The following is a 21760-nucleotide window of genomic DNA, read 5'->3' on the forward strand; positions in this document are numbered from 1 at the left end:
TTGAAGCTGAGATGAATGATGATAAGGAGGAAGCTGATAAACTTAGAGAGCTTCTAACTCCTATTGGGCCAATGCCAATAATTAATATTGAAAAAACATTAGAATTAATTCCAATTGAAGATAGACAATTTTTTATAGATGAACTTGATAAAGATTCTTACGAAGAAACTGTCATTATGAAATGTCTTAAATGCGACTTTGAAGAGGAAGCTCCATATGACATTATTGAAGAATGTTGGGATAGCGGTCCTTATCCTATAAGCTACTGTCCTCATTGTGACAAACCTAAATTTGTACCAATCGATATTTACAATAAAAAGAAAAAGAAATAATACTTCTAACTAAATATATTATCCTAGGCAGCCCTAGGATTTTTGTAGTTATAGTACTATTCCCATCATGATTTTAAATTTACTAATAAAAAAATAAAACGGACCGACCCGTTTTTATTTTACTCGTAATATCATACATTTTAAATAAAGCTGCTCTTCTGCTTGAAGTAATGCCGGATGATCTGGTGATTGAATCCTAAAGTCTAAGAACTGTACTGTTCTTTTAGCGTCATGAGCTGCCTCATTTACCATTTGCATGAATAAATCTGGAGTCATATGCTGGCTACAGCTAAAGGTTAATAAATATCCACCAGATTTAATAATCTTCATGGCCTGCATATTGATTTCCTTATAGCCTCTATAGGCCTTCTTTATGGATTCCTTTGTTTTAGAGAATGCTGGTGGGTCTAAAACGATAACGGAATACTTATTCTTAATTTCTTCTTTATGTAGGTAATCAAATACATCTGTACAAATTGTATTTAATTGGGTATAGCCATTGAGCCTTGCGTTTACCATAATTTCATCACAAGCTCTTTGGGATATATCACATGCATCTACATGCCTTGCACCATATTTACAAGCATGTAATGCAAAGCCACCAACATTAGAAAATGCATCTAATACCTCTTGGTCCTTAGCATATAATCTTAAGATATCTCTATTTAGCTTTTGATCTAAGAAATATCCAGTTTTTTGACCATTTTCCATATCCACTATCATATGAATATCATCTTCTACAATTTCTACTCTAGGATCAAATTTTCCATAAAGATATCCTTTTATTTGTTCTAATCCTTCTTTTTCTCTTACAGGCATATCACTACGTTCATATATACCTTTACAACCAGTTAATTCAACTAAGATATCTACGATATCCTTTTTTATCATATCCATACCTAAGGACATAAACTGCACAGATAAATAATCCCCATATTTGTCTACAATAAGACCTGGCAGGAAATCTGCCTCACTAAATACTAATCTAGTAGCACTCCATCCTAAATTCTTTCTATGCTCTATTGCATAAGCAATTCTTTTTTTAAAGAATTCTTTATCAATGACCTCATGTTCATCTAAGGATAATATTCTTACCATTATCTTTGAATTTGTATTTAAAAAACCATAAGCAACAAATCTATGATCAAAGGTGTATACACTACAAACCTTACCATTTTCTATAACACCTTCAAAATTAATGATTTCATTATTAAATACCCAAGGATAACCACTAAATATATTATCCTCTTCATGCTTATTTAATATAACCTTTAGCATTAAACCACTTCCCTTACTTTAAATTTTATAATACCCAAAAACGAAAAGCAAACAAAAGAATGACTCTAGAAAGAAAAACAATCCAAAATGGATTGTTACATTTTCTTTTCAACAAAGGATAAATAATCGAAAGCCTTCTTTGTTAATACCTGTAAATTGAAATGCTCAAGAATGCTTCTATATAATTCTTCTCCACTCTTATTTATACTTCTGGCTAATAGTACCATTTCTTGATATGGAATATCATAAATTAAGCGGTCTCCCTCCCTCAATTCCGTAACATCAAATATTCCCTCCTTAGGCCAAAGGACAATATCATATAAATTATCTGTTGTTTTTAAGCCTAATTCCTTTATATCCTCCATAATAATATCTAATGCCTTTTGTGATATTTTAGCTACATTAAAGGCTTCTCTTAGGCGAGCCTTTAGTGTATTTAAAGTGACGGGAGCCTCTATATCTACAACATTAAAAATATTTTCCTTTAAATGTTCTAAGGCGGTAGGATTCCCATTATATAGGTCATCTAATGAAATCTTTTTTAAATTGTTAAATCGTTTGTAGCAAGCCATAAGCCATCCTCCATTTATATTAATTATAATATACATTAAAAGAAAAATAAAGCACCTTAAGCGACGCTTAAGATGCGTATATTATCTATTCTTAAATTGAGCTAAGTATAGCTTTTTATATTCGCCATCGAAAAGTAATAATTCTTCGTGTGTACCACGCTCTTTAATTGTTCCATCCATAACAACTAAGATTTCATCTGCATTTCTGATGGTAGATAATCTATGAGCAACAATAATTGTTGTTCTACCCTTACATAATTCATCCAAAGAGTCCTGAATCATAATTTCTGTTGCATTATCTAAGGCACTTGTTGCCTCATCTAGAATTAATATGGATGGATTCTTTAAAAATACTCTTGCGATAGATAATCTTTGTTTTTGACCGCCAGATAATCTTACACCACGTTCACCAATTTCAGTATCATACCCATGTTCAAGTGAGGTAATATAATCATGGATATTGGCTCTTTTAGCTGCAAGTATAACCTCATCCATAGTAGCATCTAGCTTACCATATAAAATATTATCCTTAATAGAGCCATTAAATAGAAATACATCCTGCTGTACTATACCTATATTTCTTCTTAGGGAATCAAAGGTTATTTCATTTATGGGAATACCATCAATAGAAATATAACCCTCTGTCGCCTGGTAAAAGTTTGGAATTAAATGACAAATTGTTGTTTTACCGCCACCAGATGGACCAACTAAGGCGATCGTTTTTCCGACATCTAGCTTAAAAGAAACATGGGATAATACTTCCTTTTTCTCCTCTTGGTATTCTATATCATCCTTATAATCCTTATTATGATATCCGAAGGATACATCGTGAAATTCGATTTCTCCTCTTAGGGTATCATAAGCTTTCGCATTTTCCTTTGTTTTTTCCTCTTCCTCATCTACAATTTCAACAAATCTTCTAAAGCCTGTTACACCATTTTGGTATTGTTCTACGAAATTAATTAGTGTGGTAAGCGGGGAAATGAATAGGGAAACAGAAACAACGAAGGTTACATATTCTGGGATATCTATCATACCGTAGGCAGCAAGTATTCCACCACCAACCAATAAGGCTACATTAAATAGGTCTGTAACAAAGGTTGTTGTTGAAGAATAAATTCCCATGGCCTTATAGGCATAGGACCTAGATTTTACATAATTCTTATTGCCTACCTCGAATTTTTCTAATTCCTTATCTTGGTTTGTATATGCCTTAGTTACACGAATACCCGAAATAGAGGATTCTAATGCACCATTAATTTCAGCAACATTCTTTCTTGTTTCCATGAAGGCATCACGCATTCTTTTTCTTACAAGTAATGTAATAATTACAAGTAATGGAACACAACCTAAAATAACTAAGGCAAAAATCCAATTTAAATAAAATAAATAGGATAAGGATAATATTAAGGAAATACCACAAATAAAGAAATTTTCAGGTCCATGGTGAGCAAGCTCAGAAACATCCATTAAATCATTTGTCATTCTAGACATAATTTTACCTGTTTCATGCTCATCATAATAAGAAAAAGGTAATTTTTCTAGCTTCAAAAACATTTCACGTCTCATATCCGCTTGCATCTTAACGCCAATGACATGACCATAATATTGTACAAAATATCTAAGTCCCATTCTGATGAAATAGCAAGCGACTAATATAGCACCCAAAAGAATAATAAGCGTAATCTTTCTCATTTCCTCTAAGGTAGAATCCGGAACGATATTTCTTAATATCATATTTGTCAAAACAGGATATACCATACCTATGACTGCAATAAGTAAGGATGCCGTCATATCTAGTGTAAACATGCCCTTATAGGGCTTATAATATCTGATAAATCTTTTTAACATATAACCTCCTTAAAAGATAAGAAATGATCTATGAAAGAAAGGCCATTATTTGTCTTCTTTTGCTTCTGGTAAATCATTTCTAATATTGATATCCAATTGATTGAATGGAATTTCAATGCCATTTTGATCAAATACATTTTTAATCTCTCTTAGCATATAGAATTTTGTATCCCAATAATCCTCTCGGTTACACCAGCATCTTACGAATATATCAACAGAGGAATCGGCATATTCACCAATTTCTGCAAATGGAGCTGGAGTTGCAAAGATTTTTTCATTATTACTACAAACCTCTTTCGCAAGTCTTTTTGCAAGCTCTGCATCGGCTAAATAGCTTATAGACATAACAACATCGACTCTTCTTGTGTCCTTCGCAGAAGCATTGACAATGACATTATTGGCTAAAGAACCATTAGGAATCATAACAACTCGGTTATCTGGAGTTGTAATATAGGTGTAGAATAATTTAATATCCTCTACTGTACCAGATTCTCCATTCGATGTAATGTAATCGCCTAGCTTAAATGGTCGCATTACTATGATAATTACACCACCTGCAAAATTTGATAATGTTCCCTGTAAAGCTAAGGAAATACCTGTACCTATAGCAAGTACTAATGCAGATAAGGACGCAGTTTCAATTCCAACATAGGCAATTAAACCAATCATTACTAGAATTTTCAGTGCAATTCTACCCATGTTCAATAATACCTTAGATAAGGTAGCATCTGCCTTCGTTCTAGCAAGACTTCTTGCGATTCTTTTAAATATAAAATTAATTAATTTAAATGAAACAAACCAAAGAACTAAAGCAATTAATAATCGGACACCTTGGTGTATAGACCAATCTAAGATTTTATTCCAAATATCTGCCCAGGTTATTTTGGATGCTTCCTCTACAGCCGCAGTTGATGTAGTTGTAGCTTCTGTAGTTGTTTCTACTACAGTTGTTGTCGCTTCAAAAAGCTTTATAAATAATGGATTCAAAATAACAACCTCCTCATAAAAACGTACTATTGAATTATAACAACATTTATAAAATTTATCAAATACAAAACACTTTCAAATGTAACAAAGGACAAAAGAAAAAGGCTGTTAACCTAGGTAATGAACGAATTTTCAAAACCTAGGTTTTTCTACAGCCCCTTCGTAGTTTTCTTTTTAGGCACTCATTAGATTATTCAGCAAAATGGGTGTGTTTTGTTATCCATTTTTTCATACTGATGCTCAACCAGAAGCTATAAATACCCAAAGTAATTAAACATAATAATACCCATTTAATCCAATTACCAAAAAGTTGAGCAGCTTTGCCATCAAATTCTAATCTTTTTCCATTTATTACAGTATGCTTTATTTCCCAATTTTTAACCATGCAAACTGCCCATGGGAAACAAATACCTATTGTAAGTACTGTAACAAGAAAACCTAGAATTTGCCAACCAATTTTTTGAAGTAATCCTCCATCAAAATATGATTCGTTCATTCTAAAGCCTCCTCGTATAATATATTTGTATTAATTATTTAATGATCGTTTTTCCACCCATATAAGGCTGTAATGCCTTAGGAATATTGATAGAGCCATCCTCATTATAATTATTTTCAAGTACAGCAATTAATCCTCTTGGTGTAGCTAGTACTGTATTATTTAGTGTATGAACTAAATAAGTACCATTCTCACCCTTTGTACGAATTTGTAATCTTCTTGCTTGGGCATCACCTAAGGTAGAGCAAGAGCCAACCTCAAAGTATTTTTTCTGTCTTGGAGACCAAGCCTCAACGTCGCAGGATTTTACCTTTAAATCAGCTAAATCACCAGTACAGCACTCAAGTGTACGTACAGGTACATCTAGGCTTCTGAAGAATTCTACTGTATAGCTCCACATTTTATTGTACCATTCCATAGAATCCTCAGGTTTACAAATTACAATCATCTCTTGCTTTTCGAATTGATGTACACGGTAGATTCCTCTTTCCTCAATACCATGAGCACCAACCTCCTTACGGAAGCATGGAGAATAGCTTGTAAGTGTTAAAGGTAAATCAGATTCTTTAATGATTTGTCCTTTAAATCTACCAATCATAGAATGCTCAGATGTACCGATTAGGTATAAATCCTCACCCTCAATCTTATACATCATATTTTCCATTTCAGCAAAGGACATAACACCATTAACAACATCAGAATGAATCATGAATGGTGGAATACAATATGTAAAGCCCTTATCAATCATAAAATCTCTTGCATAGGATAGCATTGCAGAATGTAATCTTGCAATATCACCAACTAAATAATAGAATCCATTTCCACTGGTTCTTCCTGCAGATTCCTTATCTAATCCATTGAATTTTTGAATGATATCGGAATGATATGGTATTTCATATGGTGGAACTACTGGCTCACCATATTTTTGGTTTTCTACATTCATAGAATCATCCTTACCTACAGGTACAGATGGGTCTACAATGTTTGGAATGACAAGCATTCTATTTCTTAATTCTTCTTCTAATTTTGCAATTTCTGGATCAATTTCTGCAATTCTTTCATTATTCTTAGAAACTAATGCCTTTATCTCATTAGCCTCATCAATCTTCTTTTCTCTCATTAATTGACCGATTTGCTTAGATAATGTATTTCTTTGTGCCTTTAGGTTTTCACCTTCTACCTTAAGCGAACGAATTTTTGCATCAATATCAATTACTTCATCAACCAAAGGAAGCTTTTGATCTTGGAATTTTTTCTTAATGTTTTCTTTTACAACTTCAGGATTTTCTCTAACAAATTTAATATCTAACATATTTCTCCTCTTTTCTCTAAAACATATGTTTTAGATAAACTAGTGTAATTATATCACATTGCTTTAAAATTTCAATAATTCGAAAAGAAAAGACTCCCTGCAGGAGTCCCTTTCTTATTTTAAATCTTTGTATTTGAAAATTAAATAACCAAAACCAATAAATAAAGCACTAAAAGCTACTGTCGATGTCAAATATGGCACTAAATATATTGCGCCCTGTGAAACCGCAGTTAATGTTAATCCAATAGAATATGGATAATCTACATAAGTAAGAATTTTAATTGTGTTCATTGTGCTTTCTGCCATTTCTGGATATATAAAGCTTGTTGCAATTGTACCAGCAACATAAAACAAATTACCTAGCAATATCGAAAAAATAATACCAGGAGCTACATTATGAAATGCGGATGCAAAGAAAATAATAGAGCTAGCTACAGTTGCAAATCCTAATATTTTTAACAAAACACCAACAATGAAATCTCCTATATTTGCTCTATCTATGCCTGATTTAAAGAATATCAAGGAAACGACAAAGGTTATGATTAAATGAACAAGCATAAATCCTAAATAAAGAAGTAATGTTAATAATGTGTTAGAAAAATAGATTTCACTTCTAGATTTACCAACAATGACCTTATTTCTTAAGGTGTTATTATCTTTTCCTAATAAAACAAGTAAAAAGACAATGAGAATTAAACCAAAAGTAGAAAAAGGACTTGCAATAGAATCTGTAACTTCTAATGCGGAATAGCTATCTCTTAAGGGTACACTGCCCTCTGTAACTAAAGAGAATAAACCAAATATTGCTATAGGTATAACAACAGAAATTGCAACACAAATGATAGATAAAATCATAAACATCTTATCTTTTATAACACGGAAAAAATCCGCCTTTAATAAATTAAGCATTTTCTCTACCTCCCTTAATAATTCTCAAATAATAATCCTCAATGGAGGTAGTTTCTGTGTTGATTGCTGTAATAGGTAATCCCTGTAAATGAGATAAAACACTTGAATATTCAATATCCCCAGGAATGATATATCCATTGTTAAATTCTTTAATGTTTTCTTTATCTACAAGAGATAGTAAGGCATCATAAATCGCCTTTTTATCCGTCGTTTCAATTTTAATATACTTTTCACATTGATTCTTTAATTCTTCTTCTGTTATTTCTTTAATAAGGTGGCCTTTTGAAATAATTCCATATTTTGTAGCAACTAAGGATAATTCCGTTAGGATATGAGAAGAAATTAAAAATGTTATTCCAAATTCCTTGTTTAATTTTAAAATTAGATTTCTTACCTCAACAATACCTTCTGGATCTAAACCATTTAATGGCTCATCTAAAATTAAGAATTCTGCTTGAGATAAAAGCGCCATCGCAATACCAAGGCGCTGTCTCATACCTAAAGAGAAATTGCCTGCAAGCTTATTGCTTTCGTATAAATCCCTTAAGCCAACAATATCTAAGGCCCACTGAATTCTTCCTTCATCCTGAATTCCTAGAATCATAGACTGCATGCGTAGATTGTCTTTAGCGTTCATATTTGTATAAATAGATGGAGATTCAACGATCGCACTAATCTTTTTTCTAGCCTCTAAAACTTCAGGATTTTTAGAATCTATACCAAATAATTGATAACTACCTGCTTCAAATTTAATTAATCCCGTTACAACTCGAATTACTGTGGTTTTACCACTACCATTTTCACCAACAAAGCCATAAATGTCGCCTCGATTTATGGTCATACTTAAATCGTCTAATACCCTATTGCCGTTATAGGTTTTAACGATTCCTTCTGCTTTTAATATAACCTCTTCCATTTTATTCCCCTTTTTCTAATGGTGATACATTATTTTCTGCACTACCATTTTCTTCAATTATATTTTCTTTTTCATGCTTTTCCTTATCCATTCCTCGAATGTAGAAAAAACCAATAACCACTCCAATTGCGATAATCACAAAAACAGTAATTAAATTAATGTACCACTTATGCCATAGATGATTAAACCAAACACCATAGACTAAGCATCCAACGATTATATATGCACAAATAATTGCTAATTCTTTCCAATGGTTAACAAAGAGCTTTTTCATTTTAATATCCCTTCTTATCTTCTATAGACTTATATTCCTCATAAAGCTTTAGGCATTCCTCTCGATCAAGGCAAATGGAAAATTGCTGCCTTTCTTCTTCTGTTCGGTTATAGAATTTATTGTCTCTAAAGCCAATATCCTCTGTGTCTATAACATTACATCCAAAATATACCTTATCGAGGTTTGCCCATAAAATAGCCCCCATACACATAGGGCATGGCTCTCCAGTTGTATAAATTTCACAACCAGATAAATCAAATGTGCCTAATCTTTTACAAGCATCATGAATCGCCATCATCTCACCATGACAGGTAGGATCATTATTTAAGATTACCTGATTGTGGCCACGGCCAACAATTTCTCCATTCTTTACAATAACTGCCCCAAAGGGACCGCCATGTCCATGGTGGATACCATATCTAGCCTCTTCAATTGCAACAAACATATATTTGTTCAATATATCACTTCCTTCTATTTATTTTAAAATACCGGATTCATCAATAATGCGAATGATTTCCTGCAATTCTTCTACAGGCTTTACAAGCGCAAAACGAACATATTTCTTACCTAAAGTGCCAAAGGCAGACCCTGGGGTACAAAGGACGCCTGTCTTTTCTAATAAATCTTCTGCAAACTCTAGGGAATCTGCGTATTTATCTGGAATCTTTGCAAACACAAACATTGTGCCCTTACTTCTATTTACCTTCCATCCTATGGAAGATAGGCCATCACATAAAGTGTTTCTTCTTAATTCATATTCTTTTCTTTGGGCTTCAATAATATTCTTATCTACATCTAATGCTTGAATAGCTGCATATTGTATTGGATAAAACATACCAAAATCATATTGACTTCTTAAGGTATTAAATTTAGATACAATCTCTTCACTTCCTAGGAAAAAGGAAATTCTCGCTCCTGTAGTATTATAGGATTTCGATAGGGAATAAAATTCACAGCCCACCTCAAATGCATGAGGTAAGGATAAAAAGGAAAAAGATTCATTCTGATCAAAGATAATATCAGAATATGCATTATCGTTTACGATAATAAATCCATATTTTCTTGCTAATTCGATAATCTCAATATATCTTTCCTTATTGATAACTCCACCTGTTGGATTTGATGGGTATGATATTATGACATATTTTATCTTTTTTAATATACTTGGATCTAATAAATCTAGCCTTGGCATAAAATCATTTTCTTCAAGCAAAGGGTAGGTAATAATATTTAATCGTGCAAATTTAGCTGAGGCAGTAAATGCGACATACCCAGGGTCAGGAAGTAAGCAATACTCCCCTGGGTTTGCTAGAAGCATTCCAATATGGCACATACCCTCTTGTGTACCATTTACCGTCATAATTTGATTTTTGTTTAAGGAAACTTGAAATCTATCCTTATAATGCTTAATGAATCTATCCTTTAAAATGTCCATATCATGTAAAGAATATTTTATATTATTGGGATCCTCTAATGCCTTCTTCATTGCGGATAAGATAGAATCGTCTGGCTTAAAATCAGGTGTACCAACAAATAGGTCATAGACCTTTTTCCCTTTTGCCTCAAGCGCAAGCTTTTTATTATTTAAATTTGCAAAAATACCCTCACTAAAGGTATCCATTAAATTAGAAAACCTCATAATAATCTCACCTGAATTATAATATACCATTTTTTTAAATGTTTGTAAAAGGAAAAAGCCAAAGCGCATTCATGCTTTAGCTTTAAAACTTTTAAAAAACTATTTTGTGCGGTCGATGAAATAATAAAGAGTACATACCTTTATAGGCACTCAAGGAATCGTATTTTAAAGTGCTTTTGTAAATTTAATGAAATGATCAATGCCTTCATCTGTCATTTTATAAACACCGGCATTTTCTAGTATCTTACCGAAGGTTTTACCAATTTCTTCTTTGACGATAGAATCTACATTTTCTTTTGTAAATGTATATTTCTTCTTTAAAGAATCAATCCAGGCTCTATGCTTTTCTGTTTCCTCTGTAATATCTTTATTACCAAGTAGTATTTCTTCTACCAATTGGATTTCTTTCTTTAATCTTGCAGGTAAGATTGCAAGGCCCATGACCTCAATTAATCCAATGTTTTCCTTCTTTATATTATGGTATTCTGGATGTGGATGGAATAATCCTAAAGGATATTCCTCTGTAGTAAGATTATTTCTTAATACTAAGTCCATTTCATATAAGCCATTCTTTTTACGTACAATTGGAGTAATTGTATTATGCCTTATGCCATCTGTATAAGCATAAATAGATACTTCTTCATCGGAATAATTCATCCATGTATTTAGGATATGCTCACCTAAATTTGCAGCCTCATCCTTATTATTCGAATAAACTCTTATTACAGATAGTGGCCACTTTACAATCGCAAGCTTACTATTCGGATATCCCTTTACAGTAAATTCATAAATTGGCTTTGCATCCTCCATTGCGAAATGGTTATGTCCACCTTGGAAATGCTCGTGAGCTAAAATAGAACCACCAACAATAGGTAAGTCTGCGTTAGAGCCTACAAAGTAATGTGGCAAGTAATCTACAAAGGATAAAAGCTTTCTTAATGTTGGCTTATCAATAATCATTGGCTTATGTATTTTATTAAATACAATACAATGCTCATTGTAATATACATAAGGAGAATATTGTAAATAGAAATCTTCTCCTTCCATAGAAAGTGGAATAATTCTATGGTTTCCTCTTGCAGGATGATTTAATCTACCTAAGTAGCCTTCATTTTCCTTACATAATTGACATAGAGGGTATTGGCTTACCTTAGCATTTCTCATGGCTGCAATAGCCTTAGGATCCTTTTCAGGCTTTGATAGATTAATTGTAATATCTAATGTACCATATTCTGTTTCTGTCTTCCATTTTACATCCTTAGCAATTCTATCTTTTCTAATGTAATTTGTATTACAAGAGAAATTATAATACCAATCGGTTGCAAGTACCGGATCCTTTTTATACAGCTCATTATATTTCTTTATTAAAGTAGATGGTCTATCTGTGAATATAGCCATTATCTCTGTATCAAAGATATCACGCTCCGTAATAGAATCATTGATCAAACCCTTTTCTACTGCATAATCACATAAGCCCTTTAATAGCTCACATAGCTCTACCTTTAAGACATCCTCTTCCTTATAATCATCAAGCTTTAATAATGCTAGAACTCTATTTCTTGCATAAATAGAATCACATTCATCAATTAAACCCTTTTCTACTGCATAATTCACTAAACCATTAATATAAGAATAAATCACAATTTTCACCTTTCCTTATTTGGATATACCTAGGCATTATACCAGGTAATTCATTTTTATTCCTTTATACCAGCTGCAAGCTTAACACACTTATATGCACCATCATAATAACCGGTTTTCTTTAGTTCGTCAATACGTTTACACATATGAACGAATAATTCGCTATCCGAAAGTAAGCGATCAAGCATAGCATTTACTGTATTTTTTGTTGGGCACTCGAAAGTACCATCACCAAGCTCACTTGAGTTCACTGCACCATATACCTCATGTCCACCAATATGTCTCATGAATACCTTTGGAATTGGGTAATATGAAAGCTCACTAGGCTTAGTTACTAAAATATCACATTCAGGCATTAATAAATTTGTTGCGTAAACTGCCTCAAAAATATCATTATTGCAGATGGCATATACGCCATGTGTATCCTCACCTCTTAAGGTCTTAACAAATTCCTTGAATTCATTATATTTATTGAAATAAGTCTTATCCTCTACATTCATCTTCTTTTGCATCTTTTCATATACATCCTGGTGATCACCAAAATTAATGAATAATGCAACCTTATCTTTCTTAACATAAGGGATTAAATGTTCAACCATAGATAAGAACATAGTAAAGCCAGCACCAGCCCCACCTACCGTAAGTAGGATTCTTACAGGACCACCCTTAGTTACTCTTTCAATTCTCTTTTGATTATCCTCTTCTAGATGAACTAAAAGCTCATGGTCAATATATCTTCCAACCATTTGGATTTCACCCTCTGGAATTCCCTTAAGTGGAGTTTTAGCAAATCCATTCATCATTTTGTAGCCAAAATATGCAAATGGAGTTTGCACAGTATGAATAGCACCTTCAGATAAATGGAGGGCCATAGGCCAGTTATCTGGAATTGCATTTACAACATGCGTCATACCTGCATGAATGGCAGCCTGACTTGGCCATACATGTGTTGCAATATATGGAGTATCCTTTGGAAGACTCTTTAGAATTGGAGCTAATAATTCAGAATTCTTTTGGTCCTTTGCATTATATGTGATCTGACGGAAGCCCTCACTATTTAATGGTTCCCAGAAGAAATGATTAAATAAATGAGATTTTTGAGATAGACGAGATGCCATAGAATATAGGGCATTTTGTTCTTGAATCATCTTAGAGCCTGTTGCATCAAAGCCAGCTAAATTTAACCAATAGGGTGTAAAGCCTAGTGCTTTTGCGCAGGATGCCATCGCAATAGAAATTCTATAGTGACCAAAGCCCATACGGATATTTCCAACGATTAATGGCTTTTCGCCTAAATCCTCTACCTTATCCTTAAATACAAGATTTTGACATCCCATATAATCTAATGTAGGAATTGGTTCAAATCCTAGCTTATAATCCTTATTTGAATCATCACCATATTTTTTTAGATATTTATTTTTTGATTTTATGGCCTTTTTGATTGTTTTTTTATCCATTGAATTGCCAAAAATTACACTTGTCTTATCAGTCATTGAAAACCCCTCGTTTTGTATCATATACCTTATTTATCTCCTCACCATCGAGCATATAAGAAATATGAATGAAATCTCCATTTCTACTATATCTTCTATTTGTTGCATCATGATAGATATGTAAAATTCGATTTAATACTTCCTTTTTTCTGTCATCATAATCTCTTAGATTATCTGATGTCATTAATACATTACCGAATAATGCATTTATTGTAGCTAGAGCCTCTCTTTGTTCTAAAGATAGGCTAATATTATCATCTCTTAATAGGAATACATCTGGATCATTTAAGAATAGGCTTCTTGCAAAAATAGATCTATAGATTGTATTTTGTATTGTTACCTTAGTAGAAATTCTTTCTCTATGGAAGAATTTCATAAACCAAACATCATCGAAGATTAAGGATACATCTGGTCCGATTCTTAAATAAGTAAACTTACCTGCAGAATTCGATAGGATTGCACCACAACCTAAAACCTGGCAATCCTTTAATGTATCTACAATAATATTATATGCATCCTCAGTAATTTGAGCTCTAGTCTTATCCTCTCTTTCCATCATTCCAACAGAATATAAGAAATCTAGCTTAAAGAATCTAAAGCCCATTTCCTTATAATGATTTAAGCATTCTACAATATAAGCCTTTGCTTCCTCATTATAAATATCTAATACATAGAATCCACTCCAGTTGGATCCACATTTTACAGGATTACCATCCTTATCCTTATAGAACCAATTGGGATGTTCCTTAAATAAATCACTCTTTTCCTCTGCAACAAATGGTGCAAGCCAAATACCTGCAGTAACGTTCTTAGATAGAATTTGCTTACAAATTCCATCAAGTCCATTCGGGAATTTTACCTTATCCACCTTTAGCCAGTCTCCAACATATTGCTCGTAGCCATCATCAATTTGGAATAAATCAAATCTCGAGTCAATATTTAAAAGATTATCTAAAATAATGGATTCTGTAATATTTTGGTAATGATTATACCAAGAGGTATATCCAAAGATATTCTTCTCCTTCATCTTTTTAGGGAAGAATGCGTTTAATGTTGTATCTAAATCTCCATAAACCATTGCATAATCAAAGATGGTAAATTCCTCATCCTGATTTAAAGAGATTTTACAATCTGCTTCTAAAACAATTTGATTGTTCTTTACTTCATGGTTAATAATTAAATAAGCATTTTTGGAATTGTATGTACCAATAAATAGTGGCTTTTTACCGCGAATATAGGAATAATCAAATCCATGTAATACACCCTTGCGGTATTTTTTGATATGAGCATCACCATATTTATCAAAAGAGAACATATTTACTAAGAACTTTGGCATCTTATAAATATTTTTTAAATTCTCTTTTACAGTAAATTCCTTTGTGTCTGTCCATGATTGATAGCCATTAACAAAGATTAAATCTTCTGGATCATATGTATATGACTCTTTAATTTCCGCAGATTCAATTTTAATATCTTTTTTAGCTTTTAATACAACTGTAGTTCTATTTTTCTTAGTAGCTACATGGATTTCAACAACATCATTCGATACGTCGGTTTGAAAGAGAACTCCTTTTATAGAATATGTTAATTTCATATATTTTTACCCCTTTTAATTTTTAAATCTCTTTACAGATTTCTACCCTTTATTATAACTATTCTTCTTCTTGAATTGTATCTTCTTCTTGAGCTACCTCTATAGCAGGCTCTTTTGTTGAAGATACAGCTTTTGCTTCTTCAATTTTTGCACTATCTATAGAAGTGCCCTCTAATAAGTGCGCTTCCTCAATAGTCTTCATAACATCCTTCTCTTTGTAGAATAGGATAACTACTGCTGCTAAGAGGGAGAATACTAATGCAACAATTAATGAAATTCTGTAGCCTAAGCCTGTATTCATGGTAACCACTTCATTTCTAGCATTCGTTGTTTCATACTGACCAACAACGGCAAGCGATGTAAAGATGATCATGGCAAGACCCTGACCAAGCTTAAATGCGAATGTTCGAGCAGCATAGAACATACCATCATGGTTTTCACCTGTCTTAATATAATCCTGCTCTGCAATATCCGCAACGATTGCCTGTGGAACTACACCTAAGATAGCAAGAGGAACACCTACAAATACACAAATAATGAATCCGTATACCAAATTAGGAATAAATGAAATCTTTCCTGCAAGTGCACAAACACCAAATGCTACAGCGAATGCAATAAATCCTGCAATTACCATTCTTTTCTTTCCAAATTTCTTTGTTAAAATGTTTGCTGGAATATAGCATACAAATGTCACTAAAGTCATAAAAATGAATAATAACATATACCAATCGTAGCAATCTAATAAATTAGAAACATAATATAAGAACCCGGTATTAAAAATAGTAATACCAATCCAATATAAAATATCAGAAATAACAAATAATCTAAAGTGCTTATTCTTGAATGTTTTACCCAATGCCTTAAATGCATTATCATTCTGATTTTGCTCAATATTGTAATCTGTTTCTTTAATACCAAATGCAGGAATCCACATGCAAATTAATGCGATTGCTGCCTCAGCACCAATGACTAATTTAGCAGCTAAATAATAATCCATACCGGTAATTTCTGCTAATTTTGTCCAAATAATGTTAGCGCCAAAAGCAACACCCGTACCAACAATATAAGTCAATGAAATATAAGTGGAAAGATTCATTCTATCCTCTTGCTGATGACCTAAAACAGGTAATAAAGCATTAAATGGTGTACAATAAGCAGTCATTCCTAAATAGAATAGCATTAAGAAAATGGATAACCACGCAACATTTAATCCTTCATTGCTGAATGTTGCACAGAATACTAATACAGTAACAACAGCAAATGGTAATGCTGCCCATCTTAAGAATGGAATTCTCTTTCCTTTCTTTGCTTTACAGTTATCCGAGAAATTCGCAATAATTGGGTCTGTAACCGCATCAAATACTCTACCGAATGCAGTAATTAAACCAATAATGGTTAATCCCAAAAAAATAGCTGTTTGCGGAATGAATGTTCTAATTCCTCCACCTGTTGAATCTGGTAAATAATAATTAACTAATAGATTTGATACTAATCCACCTAAAATTGACCAACCTAATTGGCCTAATGCGTAAAACCACATCTCTTTTTTGGAAGGTCTTTTTATTTCTCTCATTTTTGTTCTCCTTTTTTTATTTATTACTTAGTCGATAAAGAATAATGTCGATTAATGCCTTAATTTCATCCTCTTTCGAGGTTTTCTCATCTTGGCTAACTAATACACCACTATAAGATAAAGTCTTGCAAAGATTTAATAAAGCGTGTGTTGTAGAATAGTAGAATAATTCAACATTATCTATTCTTTTTACTGTACCATCCTGCACACCCCAAACATATGCTTCTATATATTTATTCTTGAATAGATCAATTTCATATTCATAATCAATCTTTTCCTTAGCTTCTGTTAAGAAGAATGCATCGAATTCTCTAATAAAAGAAAAATAGGAATTATTGGTCTTAAATACATCAAGATATGTATAATAGAAATCTTTTATTCTTTCAAAACCTGTTTTATTTTCATCATTTTTGGTATATTTTTCATAAACCTCTTTTGCAAGCTTGACTGCAACTCCCATAATGATTTTTTGTTTTGAGCCAAAGTAGCGATACATTGTTGCATCTCCTACTCCTACTTCCTTTGCAATGTCACTCATCGTAACCTTTGCAATGGAATTCTTAAGGAACATTTTGCAAGCCTCATCAATGATGAATTCCTTTGCTTTATCCTTCATTTTATTCATTTTCATCATCCCCTTTTTTTATAACAATCTCAATTTTCGAAGTCGTTCTATCAATGTGATAGTGAGCCTATCACAATTCAATGATACCACATTTTTAAAGCAATACAACATGAAAGAAATTGAAAATTTTTTGAAAGTTTTACGAAAATTTTCGTATGGTGTTTTAAAACAAAAAAAGATTGACTTGTTTTCCGTCAATCCTCTTATTCTTGAACATTTAAATAATCTCTTAATATAGCTAATACCTCATCAAAATTTGTATGATGATTACATTCATCCTTTATCTTACTAGACCCTGGCATCCCTTTTAAATACCAAGCCACATGGCTTCTCATTTCAAGCATCGCAAGATGCTCTCCCTTAAGCTCTAATAATAAATGATAATGCTTTACGATTGTATCATATAATTCCTCATGGGTTGGTCTTGGCGGAATATCATTTCCATCTAATGCAGCCTTTATTTCTCTAAATAGGAAAGGATTACCTAAGGCTCCTCTTGCGATAGCGATCGCATCGCATCCGGTATATTCAAGCATTTTCTTTGCAGATGCAATATCTACAATATCTCCATTACCAACTACAGGAATAGATACTGCCTCTTTGACCTTTTTAATCCATTCCCAATCCGCCTTGCCAGAATACATTTGGGCTCTCGTTCTTGCGTGAATGGTAATTGCAGAGGCACCTGCCTTTTCACATAGCTTTGCAATTAAAACGCAATTAATGTGATCACTATCCCAGCCAAGTCTAATTTTAACCGTAACTGGCTTAGATACTGCCTCTACTACAGATTTTACAATTTCATAGACCTTATTGGGGTCTTGAAGCAAGGATGCACCAGCACCACTCTTCTTAGCCACCTTATTTACAGGACATCCCATATTAATATCAATAATGTCTGCGTCACTCTTTAAATCGATAAATTTCGCAGCATTGACTAAGGATTCTATATCCGCCCCAAAGATTTGCATAGATATTGGATGTTCTATAGGATTTACCTTTGTCATTTTTATTGTTTTTACATTTTTAAAGCCAATAGCCTTATCCGATACCATTTCTGCCATCACAAGCCCACAGCCCATTTCCTTACAAATGATGCGGAAGGCCTCATTTGTATTTCCTGCCATAGGAGCTAAGACTAATTGATTTGGTATTACAATATCTCTAATCTTCCATTCCATTAATTTCACCTATAATCTTTTCAAGCTGTTCCGTTGGAAGTCCAATAATATTATTTAATGAGCCCTCATAATGATCAATTAAATTTCTACCTAAGCCCTGAATGGCATAGGCACCAGCCTTGCCAAAGCATTCCTTAGTAGCAATATAATCATAAATCTCTTTATCGCTTAAGTCTTTAAAATATACCTCCGAAACCTCTGTTAGATTATATACATAATCCTTATATATAACCGCAAGTCCACTCATTACCTCATGCTTCTTGCCAGATAATGCCTTTAGCATATGGTATGCATCAAGCTCATTTTTTGGCTTTCCATAGATTTTTCCATCTAAGACAACAATGGTATCACAGCCAATTAGAATAGCACCATAATCCTCTTCTTTGTTAATAGATGCCTTTTTTAATCCAAGATTCTTTACATTTTCAAATGGAGTTTTATTTTTATCCATTGTCTCATCGCAATCATAAACCTTAACTGTAAATTCATATCCCATTTTCGATAATAGTTCTTTTCTTCTTGGAGATTGACTTTTTAAAATAATACTTTTCATAATTCTACCTCGTTCTTACTTAAGCATTTAAATTATATAAGTAATTTTAAATTTGTAAAGAGAAAAAGAAAAGCTTAATGGTATAACCCACATTAAGCATTCAAAATTCATTTTGTGTAGAGCCACAATTTGGTAACAAAGACATCATGCTTATGCACTATTCCTACGTGACTATATTCTTTCCTTCTTAATATTTCTTTTCTGGCCTTATTTTTCTAAGTAAATAATAGTCTAATTCATCCTTCATATTCTCAGGAATTTTTCTTTCAATCGGAAAATATGCCGCATTTATCCATCTTTCAGATAAATTTATAATGAAAGTATAGGTCTTAATATAATTTGGCTCACTCAATCTTTCTATCACATCATTATGGGAATGAATCGTAGCCCCACCCTGCTTAGCAAGTCTTGCAAAGGAAATCGATGGAATTCCCTTATCTGCAAAAGGAGTTGAATCTGAGGAATACACTCCCTGGTATACATGAATAGGGAAGCCTAATTCCTTAGATGTATATTCTATATTATGAATAATGCTTACATCACCTGTAACACAGGCTATATCATAGCCTAGAGTTACCGCAACCATATCTACATTAATATTTAATACTATTTTTTCAAGCTCATCCTCGTGGCTATTTACATAGGCCTTACTTCCAAGTAGGCCCATTTCTTCACTACCACACCAAATAAACCTCAAAGTCCTTTTCGGCTTATTTCTCATATAATATTCATGTAATTGTAATAATGTAATTACACCTGTGGCATTATCATATGCTCCCTTAGAATAGGCAACACTATCATAATGTGCTGTAAATGTAATAATCTCATCTTCTATTTCACCCTTAATTTCAGCTACTACATTTCTAGAATTTCTTTTGAAATCCTCTGAAATTAAGGTTAAATTTGCCGTTTTATAGCCTCTTTCTAATATTCTTTCAGCATCCTTCATTCTTATCATTACTGTTGGAATATAGCCTTCCTTATAATAAGGCTCTCGATTTAAATAAGGATCTAAATCGACATCCTTATTATTTTTATATACATCTCCTGTAGTTGTGATAAAACCTAACGCTTTTTCCTTTATAGCCTTCATATAGGCTTGATATTGAACTCTTTTTCCTGGTGTTAAAATGATTTTATTACATAAATTCGTCATTTTTAATTCTTCTATGGAAGAAATAGAGACTAGATCCCCTGTAACGCCCTCTATTTTAGTATTTCCACTATAGCCAGAGCCCTTACATTCGATTTCATACTTGCCATCAAATACGAGTTTTTCTTCTTTAATGTTCGCCGCATCAACCAAAAATTCTTCTATATTTGCAGCACCACCCAATCTTTCTATTTCCTCTTTAATTAAATGTGCTGCCACTTCCTCTTCTATACTTCCACCAGTTCTTACAAAATAAATATTCTTTAAAAAATTAAAGCTGTGATAGTTTTTCATATATCCTCCCTTAACTTATATTATCCATATTGAACAAACCAAAATTAAAGCCTGATTCCTTTGCCTTTAAATACCACAAAGAAGCGCGATCATCATCCTTATAATCATATTCATACATCATACCAAGTAAATAGAATGCCTCACCCTTCCACTCGTCTATTGACTCATTCTTTTCTATTATATTTAAATAATTATCTTCCATACTCCTATCTATAGGTATAATCATAGCACCTAAGACCAATTCTTCCGATGTAGCTTCCATACCATTATCTACGATATTCGTTTTGTAAAAATATACCTCTTCTCCAATTTTAAGTTCTTCCCTATATCCATCCACAATAATATTAGAATCTATAATTTGTATGGATTTAAATTTCTTTAATGGATGTATTTCCCTATGGATATCATAGGTATGATTTTCTAGTTTAAGATAACATAAGGCAGCTCTTCTTATTCTCATACATTCGGATACTGCCTTTATTCTGATTACATATTTCATTATTTTAAATAGTCCTTTACGGAGTCTTGGAAATTATTGTTGATTTGATCATTAATTACATTCATCGTTTTAATTAAATTGTTCATCTTTTCAACAATAGCATCATGACTAGATTTATTTACATCCTTATTTTTTTCAAAGAATTCAATACAAGCATTAGAAAAATCTAATAAGCCTTCAACGAATTTTTTTCTTTCATTCATAAGAAGAACAAATCTTTTATATTGATTTAATGCGGTTATTAAATTGGAAGAAAATTCTGTTAAATAATGCTCAAGACCATACATCTTACAAAGCTCAGTATTAATCTTAGCGACGACATTTACATTTTCTTCATATTCTACCATCAATAAATTAACGCCTTCATTATTTTCCACAAGAATCCACCTCACTTATACTAATTATTGCAAAATTAATAATATACGTCAAGAATTATGTCGTAAATATAGTGTCGTATATTGTCATATATAAGGACAAAATAATAACAAAAACAGCTAAAGTTTTTTTAGAAGTATCTTTCGTTTTTGAGAAGTTTTATAGAAATTAAAAAAACTGAAGGCTAAACATCACTTTTGCCTAGCAGCTTGG

Annotated in this window: 22 protein-coding genes; 1 reads left to right on the forward strand and 21 read right to left on the reverse strand. The window is 32.5% G+C overall.

Going from position 1 to position 21760, the window contains the following annotated elements; genetic code table 11:
• Positions 1-332 (forward strand): hypothetical protein (locus SPJ17_RS01445; protein ID WP_321092044.1); only part of this gene is annotated, 332 nt, incomplete at its 5' end.
• A gap of 114 nt (positions 333-446) precedes the next feature.
• On the opposite strand, the gene SPJ17_RS01450 is transcribed toward SPJ17_RS01445, so the two are convergent.
• The 21 genes from SPJ17_RS01450 to SPJ17_RS01550 all read right to left on the reverse strand — a co-directional run bounded on the left by SPJ17_RS01450 (position 447) and on the right by SPJ17_RS01550 (position 21549).
• The gene (locus SPJ17_RS01450) at positions 447-1610 is read right to left on the reverse strand and encodes a class I SAM-dependent rRNA methyltransferase (protein WP_321092045.1); all 1164 of its coding nucleotides are present in this window, start codon (positions 1608-1610) and stop codon (positions 447-449) included.
• Positions 1611-1705: 95 nt separating this feature from the next.
• Positions 1706-2182: a hypothetical protein gene (locus SPJ17_RS01455; protein WP_321092046.1), complete on the reverse strand. Its 477-nt coding sequence runs from the start codon at positions 2180-2182 to the stop codon at positions 1706-1708.
• An 81-nt stretch (positions 2183-2263) separates the two neighbouring features.
• Positions 2264-4033 (reverse strand): ABC transporter ATP-binding protein, encoded by a 1770-nt coding sequence (locus tag SPJ17_RS01460; RefSeq protein ID WP_321092048.1) that lies wholly within the window; start codon positions 4031-4033, stop codon positions 2264-2266.
• 45 nt (positions 4034-4078) lie between these two features.
• Entirely contained in the window at positions 4079-5020 is a 942-nt protein-coding gene (locus SPJ17_RS01465; protein ID WP_321092049.1) for a mechanosensitive ion channel family protein, read from the reverse strand.
• A gap of 190 nt (positions 5021-5210) precedes the next feature.
• On the reverse strand, positions 5211-5516 hold the full coding sequence (locus SPJ17_RS01470) for a DUF898 family protein (protein WP_321092051.1): 306 nt from the start codon (positions 5514-5516) through the stop codon (positions 5211-5213).
• 34 nt (positions 5517-5550) lie between these two features.
• Entirely contained in the window at positions 5551-6828 is a 1278-nt protein-coding gene (serS, locus tag SPJ17_RS01475) for a serine--tRNA ligase (protein WP_321092052.1), read from the reverse strand.
• 114 nt (positions 6829-6942) lie between these two features.
• Positions 6943-7737, reverse strand: coding sequence for an ABC transporter permease subunit (locus tag SPJ17_RS01480; RefSeq protein ID WP_321092055.1), 795 nt, complete (start codon positions 7735-7737; stop codon positions 6943-6945).
• On the reverse strand, positions 7730-8653 hold the full coding sequence (locus tag SPJ17_RS01485; RefSeq protein ID WP_321092058.1) for an ATP-binding cassette domain-containing protein: 924 nt from the start codon (positions 8651-8653) through the stop codon (positions 7730-7732). Before SPJ17_RS01485 ends, SPJ17_RS01480 begins: the two co-directional genes overlap by 8 nt.
• Before the next feature lies 1 nt (position 8654).
• A complete protein-coding gene (locus SPJ17_RS01490; RefSeq protein ID WP_321092060.1) occupies positions 8655-8927 on the reverse strand; it encodes a hypothetical protein in 273 nt (90 codons plus the stop codon).
• Position 8928: 1 nt separating this feature from the next.
• Positions 8929-9384 carry a nucleoside deaminase gene (locus tag SPJ17_RS01495; protein WP_321092062.1) on the reverse strand — a complete coding sequence of 152 codons (456 nt, stop codon included), beginning with the start codon at positions 9382-9384 and terminating at the stop codon, positions 8929-8931.
• An 18-nt stretch (positions 9385-9402) separates the two neighbouring features.
• Positions 9403-10566 carry an aminotransferase class I/II-fold pyridoxal phosphate-dependent enzyme gene (locus SPJ17_RS01500; RefSeq protein ID WP_321092063.1) on the reverse strand — a complete coding sequence of 388 codons (1164 nt, stop codon included), beginning with the start codon at positions 10564-10566 and terminating at the stop codon, positions 9403-9405.
• Between the two features lie 165 nt (positions 10567-10731).
• A complete protein-coding gene (gene galT, locus SPJ17_RS01505) occupies positions 10732-12207 on the reverse strand; it encodes a UDP-glucose--hexose-1-phosphate uridylyltransferase (protein WP_321092066.1) in 1476 nt (491 codons plus the stop codon).
• A gap of 56 nt (positions 12208-12263) precedes the next feature.
• Positions 12264-13700 (reverse strand): hypothetical protein, encoded by a 1437-nt coding sequence (locus tag SPJ17_RS01510; RefSeq protein WP_321092067.1) that lies wholly within the window; start codon positions 13698-13700, stop codon positions 12264-12266.
• Positions 13693-15294 carry a glycoside hydrolase family 36 protein gene (locus SPJ17_RS01515; RefSeq protein WP_321092068.1) on the reverse strand — a complete coding sequence of 534 codons (1602 nt, stop codon included), beginning with the start codon at positions 15292-15294 and terminating at the stop codon, positions 13693-13695. Before SPJ17_RS01515 ends, SPJ17_RS01510 begins: the two co-directional genes overlap by 8 nt.
• Before the next feature lie 58 nt (positions 15295-15352).
• The gene (locus SPJ17_RS01520) at positions 15353-16867 is read right to left on the reverse strand and encodes an MFS transporter (RefSeq protein WP_321092069.1); all 1515 of its coding nucleotides are present in this window, start codon (positions 16865-16867) and stop codon (positions 15353-15355) included.
• A gap of 16 nt (positions 16868-16883) precedes the next feature.
• Positions 16884-17492, reverse strand: a complete 609-nt coding sequence (locus tag SPJ17_RS01525; protein ID WP_321092070.1) for a TetR/AcrR family transcriptional regulator — start codon at positions 17490-17492, stop codon at positions 16884-16886.
• Positions 17493-17695: 203 nt separating this feature from the next.
• Positions 17696-18673: a tRNA dihydrouridine synthase DusB gene (dusB, locus tag SPJ17_RS01530; RefSeq protein ID WP_321092071.1), complete on the reverse strand. Its 978-nt coding sequence runs from the start codon at positions 18671-18673 to the stop codon at positions 17696-17698.
• Positions 18657-19226 carry a Maf family protein gene (locus SPJ17_RS01535; protein ID WP_321092073.1) on the reverse strand — a complete coding sequence of 190 codons (570 nt, stop codon included), beginning with the start codon at positions 19224-19226 and terminating at the stop codon, positions 18657-18659. Before SPJ17_RS01535 ends, dusB begins: the two co-directional genes overlap by 17 nt.
• Before the next feature lie 187 nt (positions 19227-19413).
• Entirely contained in the window at positions 19414-20673 is a 1260-nt protein-coding gene (locus SPJ17_RS01540) for a M28 family metallopeptidase (RefSeq protein WP_321092074.1), read from the reverse strand.
• 10 nt (positions 20674-20683) lie between these two features.
• A complete protein-coding gene (locus SPJ17_RS01545) occupies positions 20684-21172 on the reverse strand; it encodes a hypothetical protein (protein WP_321092077.1) in 489 nt (162 codons plus the stop codon).
• Positions 21172-21549 (reverse strand): hypothetical protein, encoded by a 378-nt coding sequence (locus SPJ17_RS01550; RefSeq protein ID WP_321092079.1) that lies wholly within the window; start codon positions 21547-21549, stop codon positions 21172-21174. The genes SPJ17_RS01545 and SPJ17_RS01550 overlap by 1 nt, the downstream gene beginning before the upstream one ends.
• Positions 21550-21760: the final 211 nt, after the last annotated feature.

It is taken from the genome of Anaeroplasma sp., from assembly GCF_034179385.1.
Lineage (GTDB): Bacteria > Bacillota_I > Bacilli_A > Acholeplasmatales > Anaeroplasmataceae > Anaeroplasma.

Coding starts and splice junctions, on each gene's coding strand:
- SPJ17_RS01540 (WP_321092074.1), bottom strand. CDS start 20,673: ATGAAAAACTATCACAGCTTTAATTTTTTAAAGAATATTTATTTTGTA.
- SPJ17_RS01470 (WP_321092051.1), bottom strand. CDS start 5,516: ATGAACGAATCATATTTTGATGGAGGATTACTTCAAAAAATTGGTTGG.
- SPJ17_RS01490 (WP_321092060.1), bottom strand. CDS start 8,927: ATGAAAAAGCTCTTTGTTAACCATTGGAAAGAATTAGCAATTATTTGT.
- SPJ17_RS01535 (WP_321092073.1), bottom strand. CDS start 19,226: ATGAAAAGTATTATTTTAAAAAGTCAATCTCCAAGAAGAAAAGAACTA.
- SPJ17_RS01485 (WP_321092058.1), bottom strand. CDS start 8,653: ATGGAAGAGGTTATATTAAAAGCAGAAGGAATCGTTAAAACCTATAAC.
- SPJ17_RS01455 (WP_321092046.1), bottom strand. CDS start 2,182: ATGGCTTGCTACAAACGATTTAACAATTTAAAAAAGATTTCATTAGAT.
- SPJ17_RS01450 (WP_321092045.1), bottom strand. CDS start 1,610: ATGCTAAAGGTTATATTAAATAAGCATGAAGAGGATAATATATTTAGT.
- serS (WP_321092052.1), bottom strand. CDS start 6,828: ATGTTAGATATTAAATTTGTTAGAGAAAATCCTGAAGTTGTAAAAGAA.
- SPJ17_RS01520 (WP_321092069.1), bottom strand. CDS start 16,867: ATGAGAGAAATAAAAAGACCTTCCAAAAAAGAGATGTGGTTTTACGCA.
- dusB (WP_321092071.1), bottom strand. CDS start 18,673: ATGGAATGGAAGATTAGAGATATTGTAATACCAAATCAATTAGTCTTA.
- SPJ17_RS01480 (WP_321092055.1), bottom strand. CDS start 7,737: ATGCTTAATTTATTAAAGGCGGATTTTTTCCGTGTTATAAAAGATAAG.
- SPJ17_RS01515 (WP_321092068.1), bottom strand. CDS start 15,294: ATGAAATTAACATATTCTATAAAAGGAGTTCTCTTTCAAACCGACGTA.
- SPJ17_RS01510 (WP_321092067.1), bottom strand. CDS start 13,700: ATGACTGATAAGACAAGTGTAATTTTTGGCAATTCAATGGATAAAAAA.
- SPJ17_RS01525 (WP_321092070.1), bottom strand. CDS start 17,492: ATGAATAAAATGAAGGATAAAGCAAAGGAATTCATCATTGATGAGGCT.
- SPJ17_RS01545 (WP_321092077.1), bottom strand. CDS start 21,172: ATGAAATATGTAATCAGAATAAAGGCAGTATCCGAATGTATGAGAATA.
- SPJ17_RS01460 (WP_321092048.1), bottom strand. CDS start 4,033: ATGTTAAAAAGATTTATCAGATATTATAAGCCCTATAAGGGCATGTTT.
- SPJ17_RS01500 (WP_321092063.1), bottom strand. CDS start 10,566: ATGAGGTTTTCTAATTTAATGGATACCTTTAGTGAGGGTATTTTTGCA.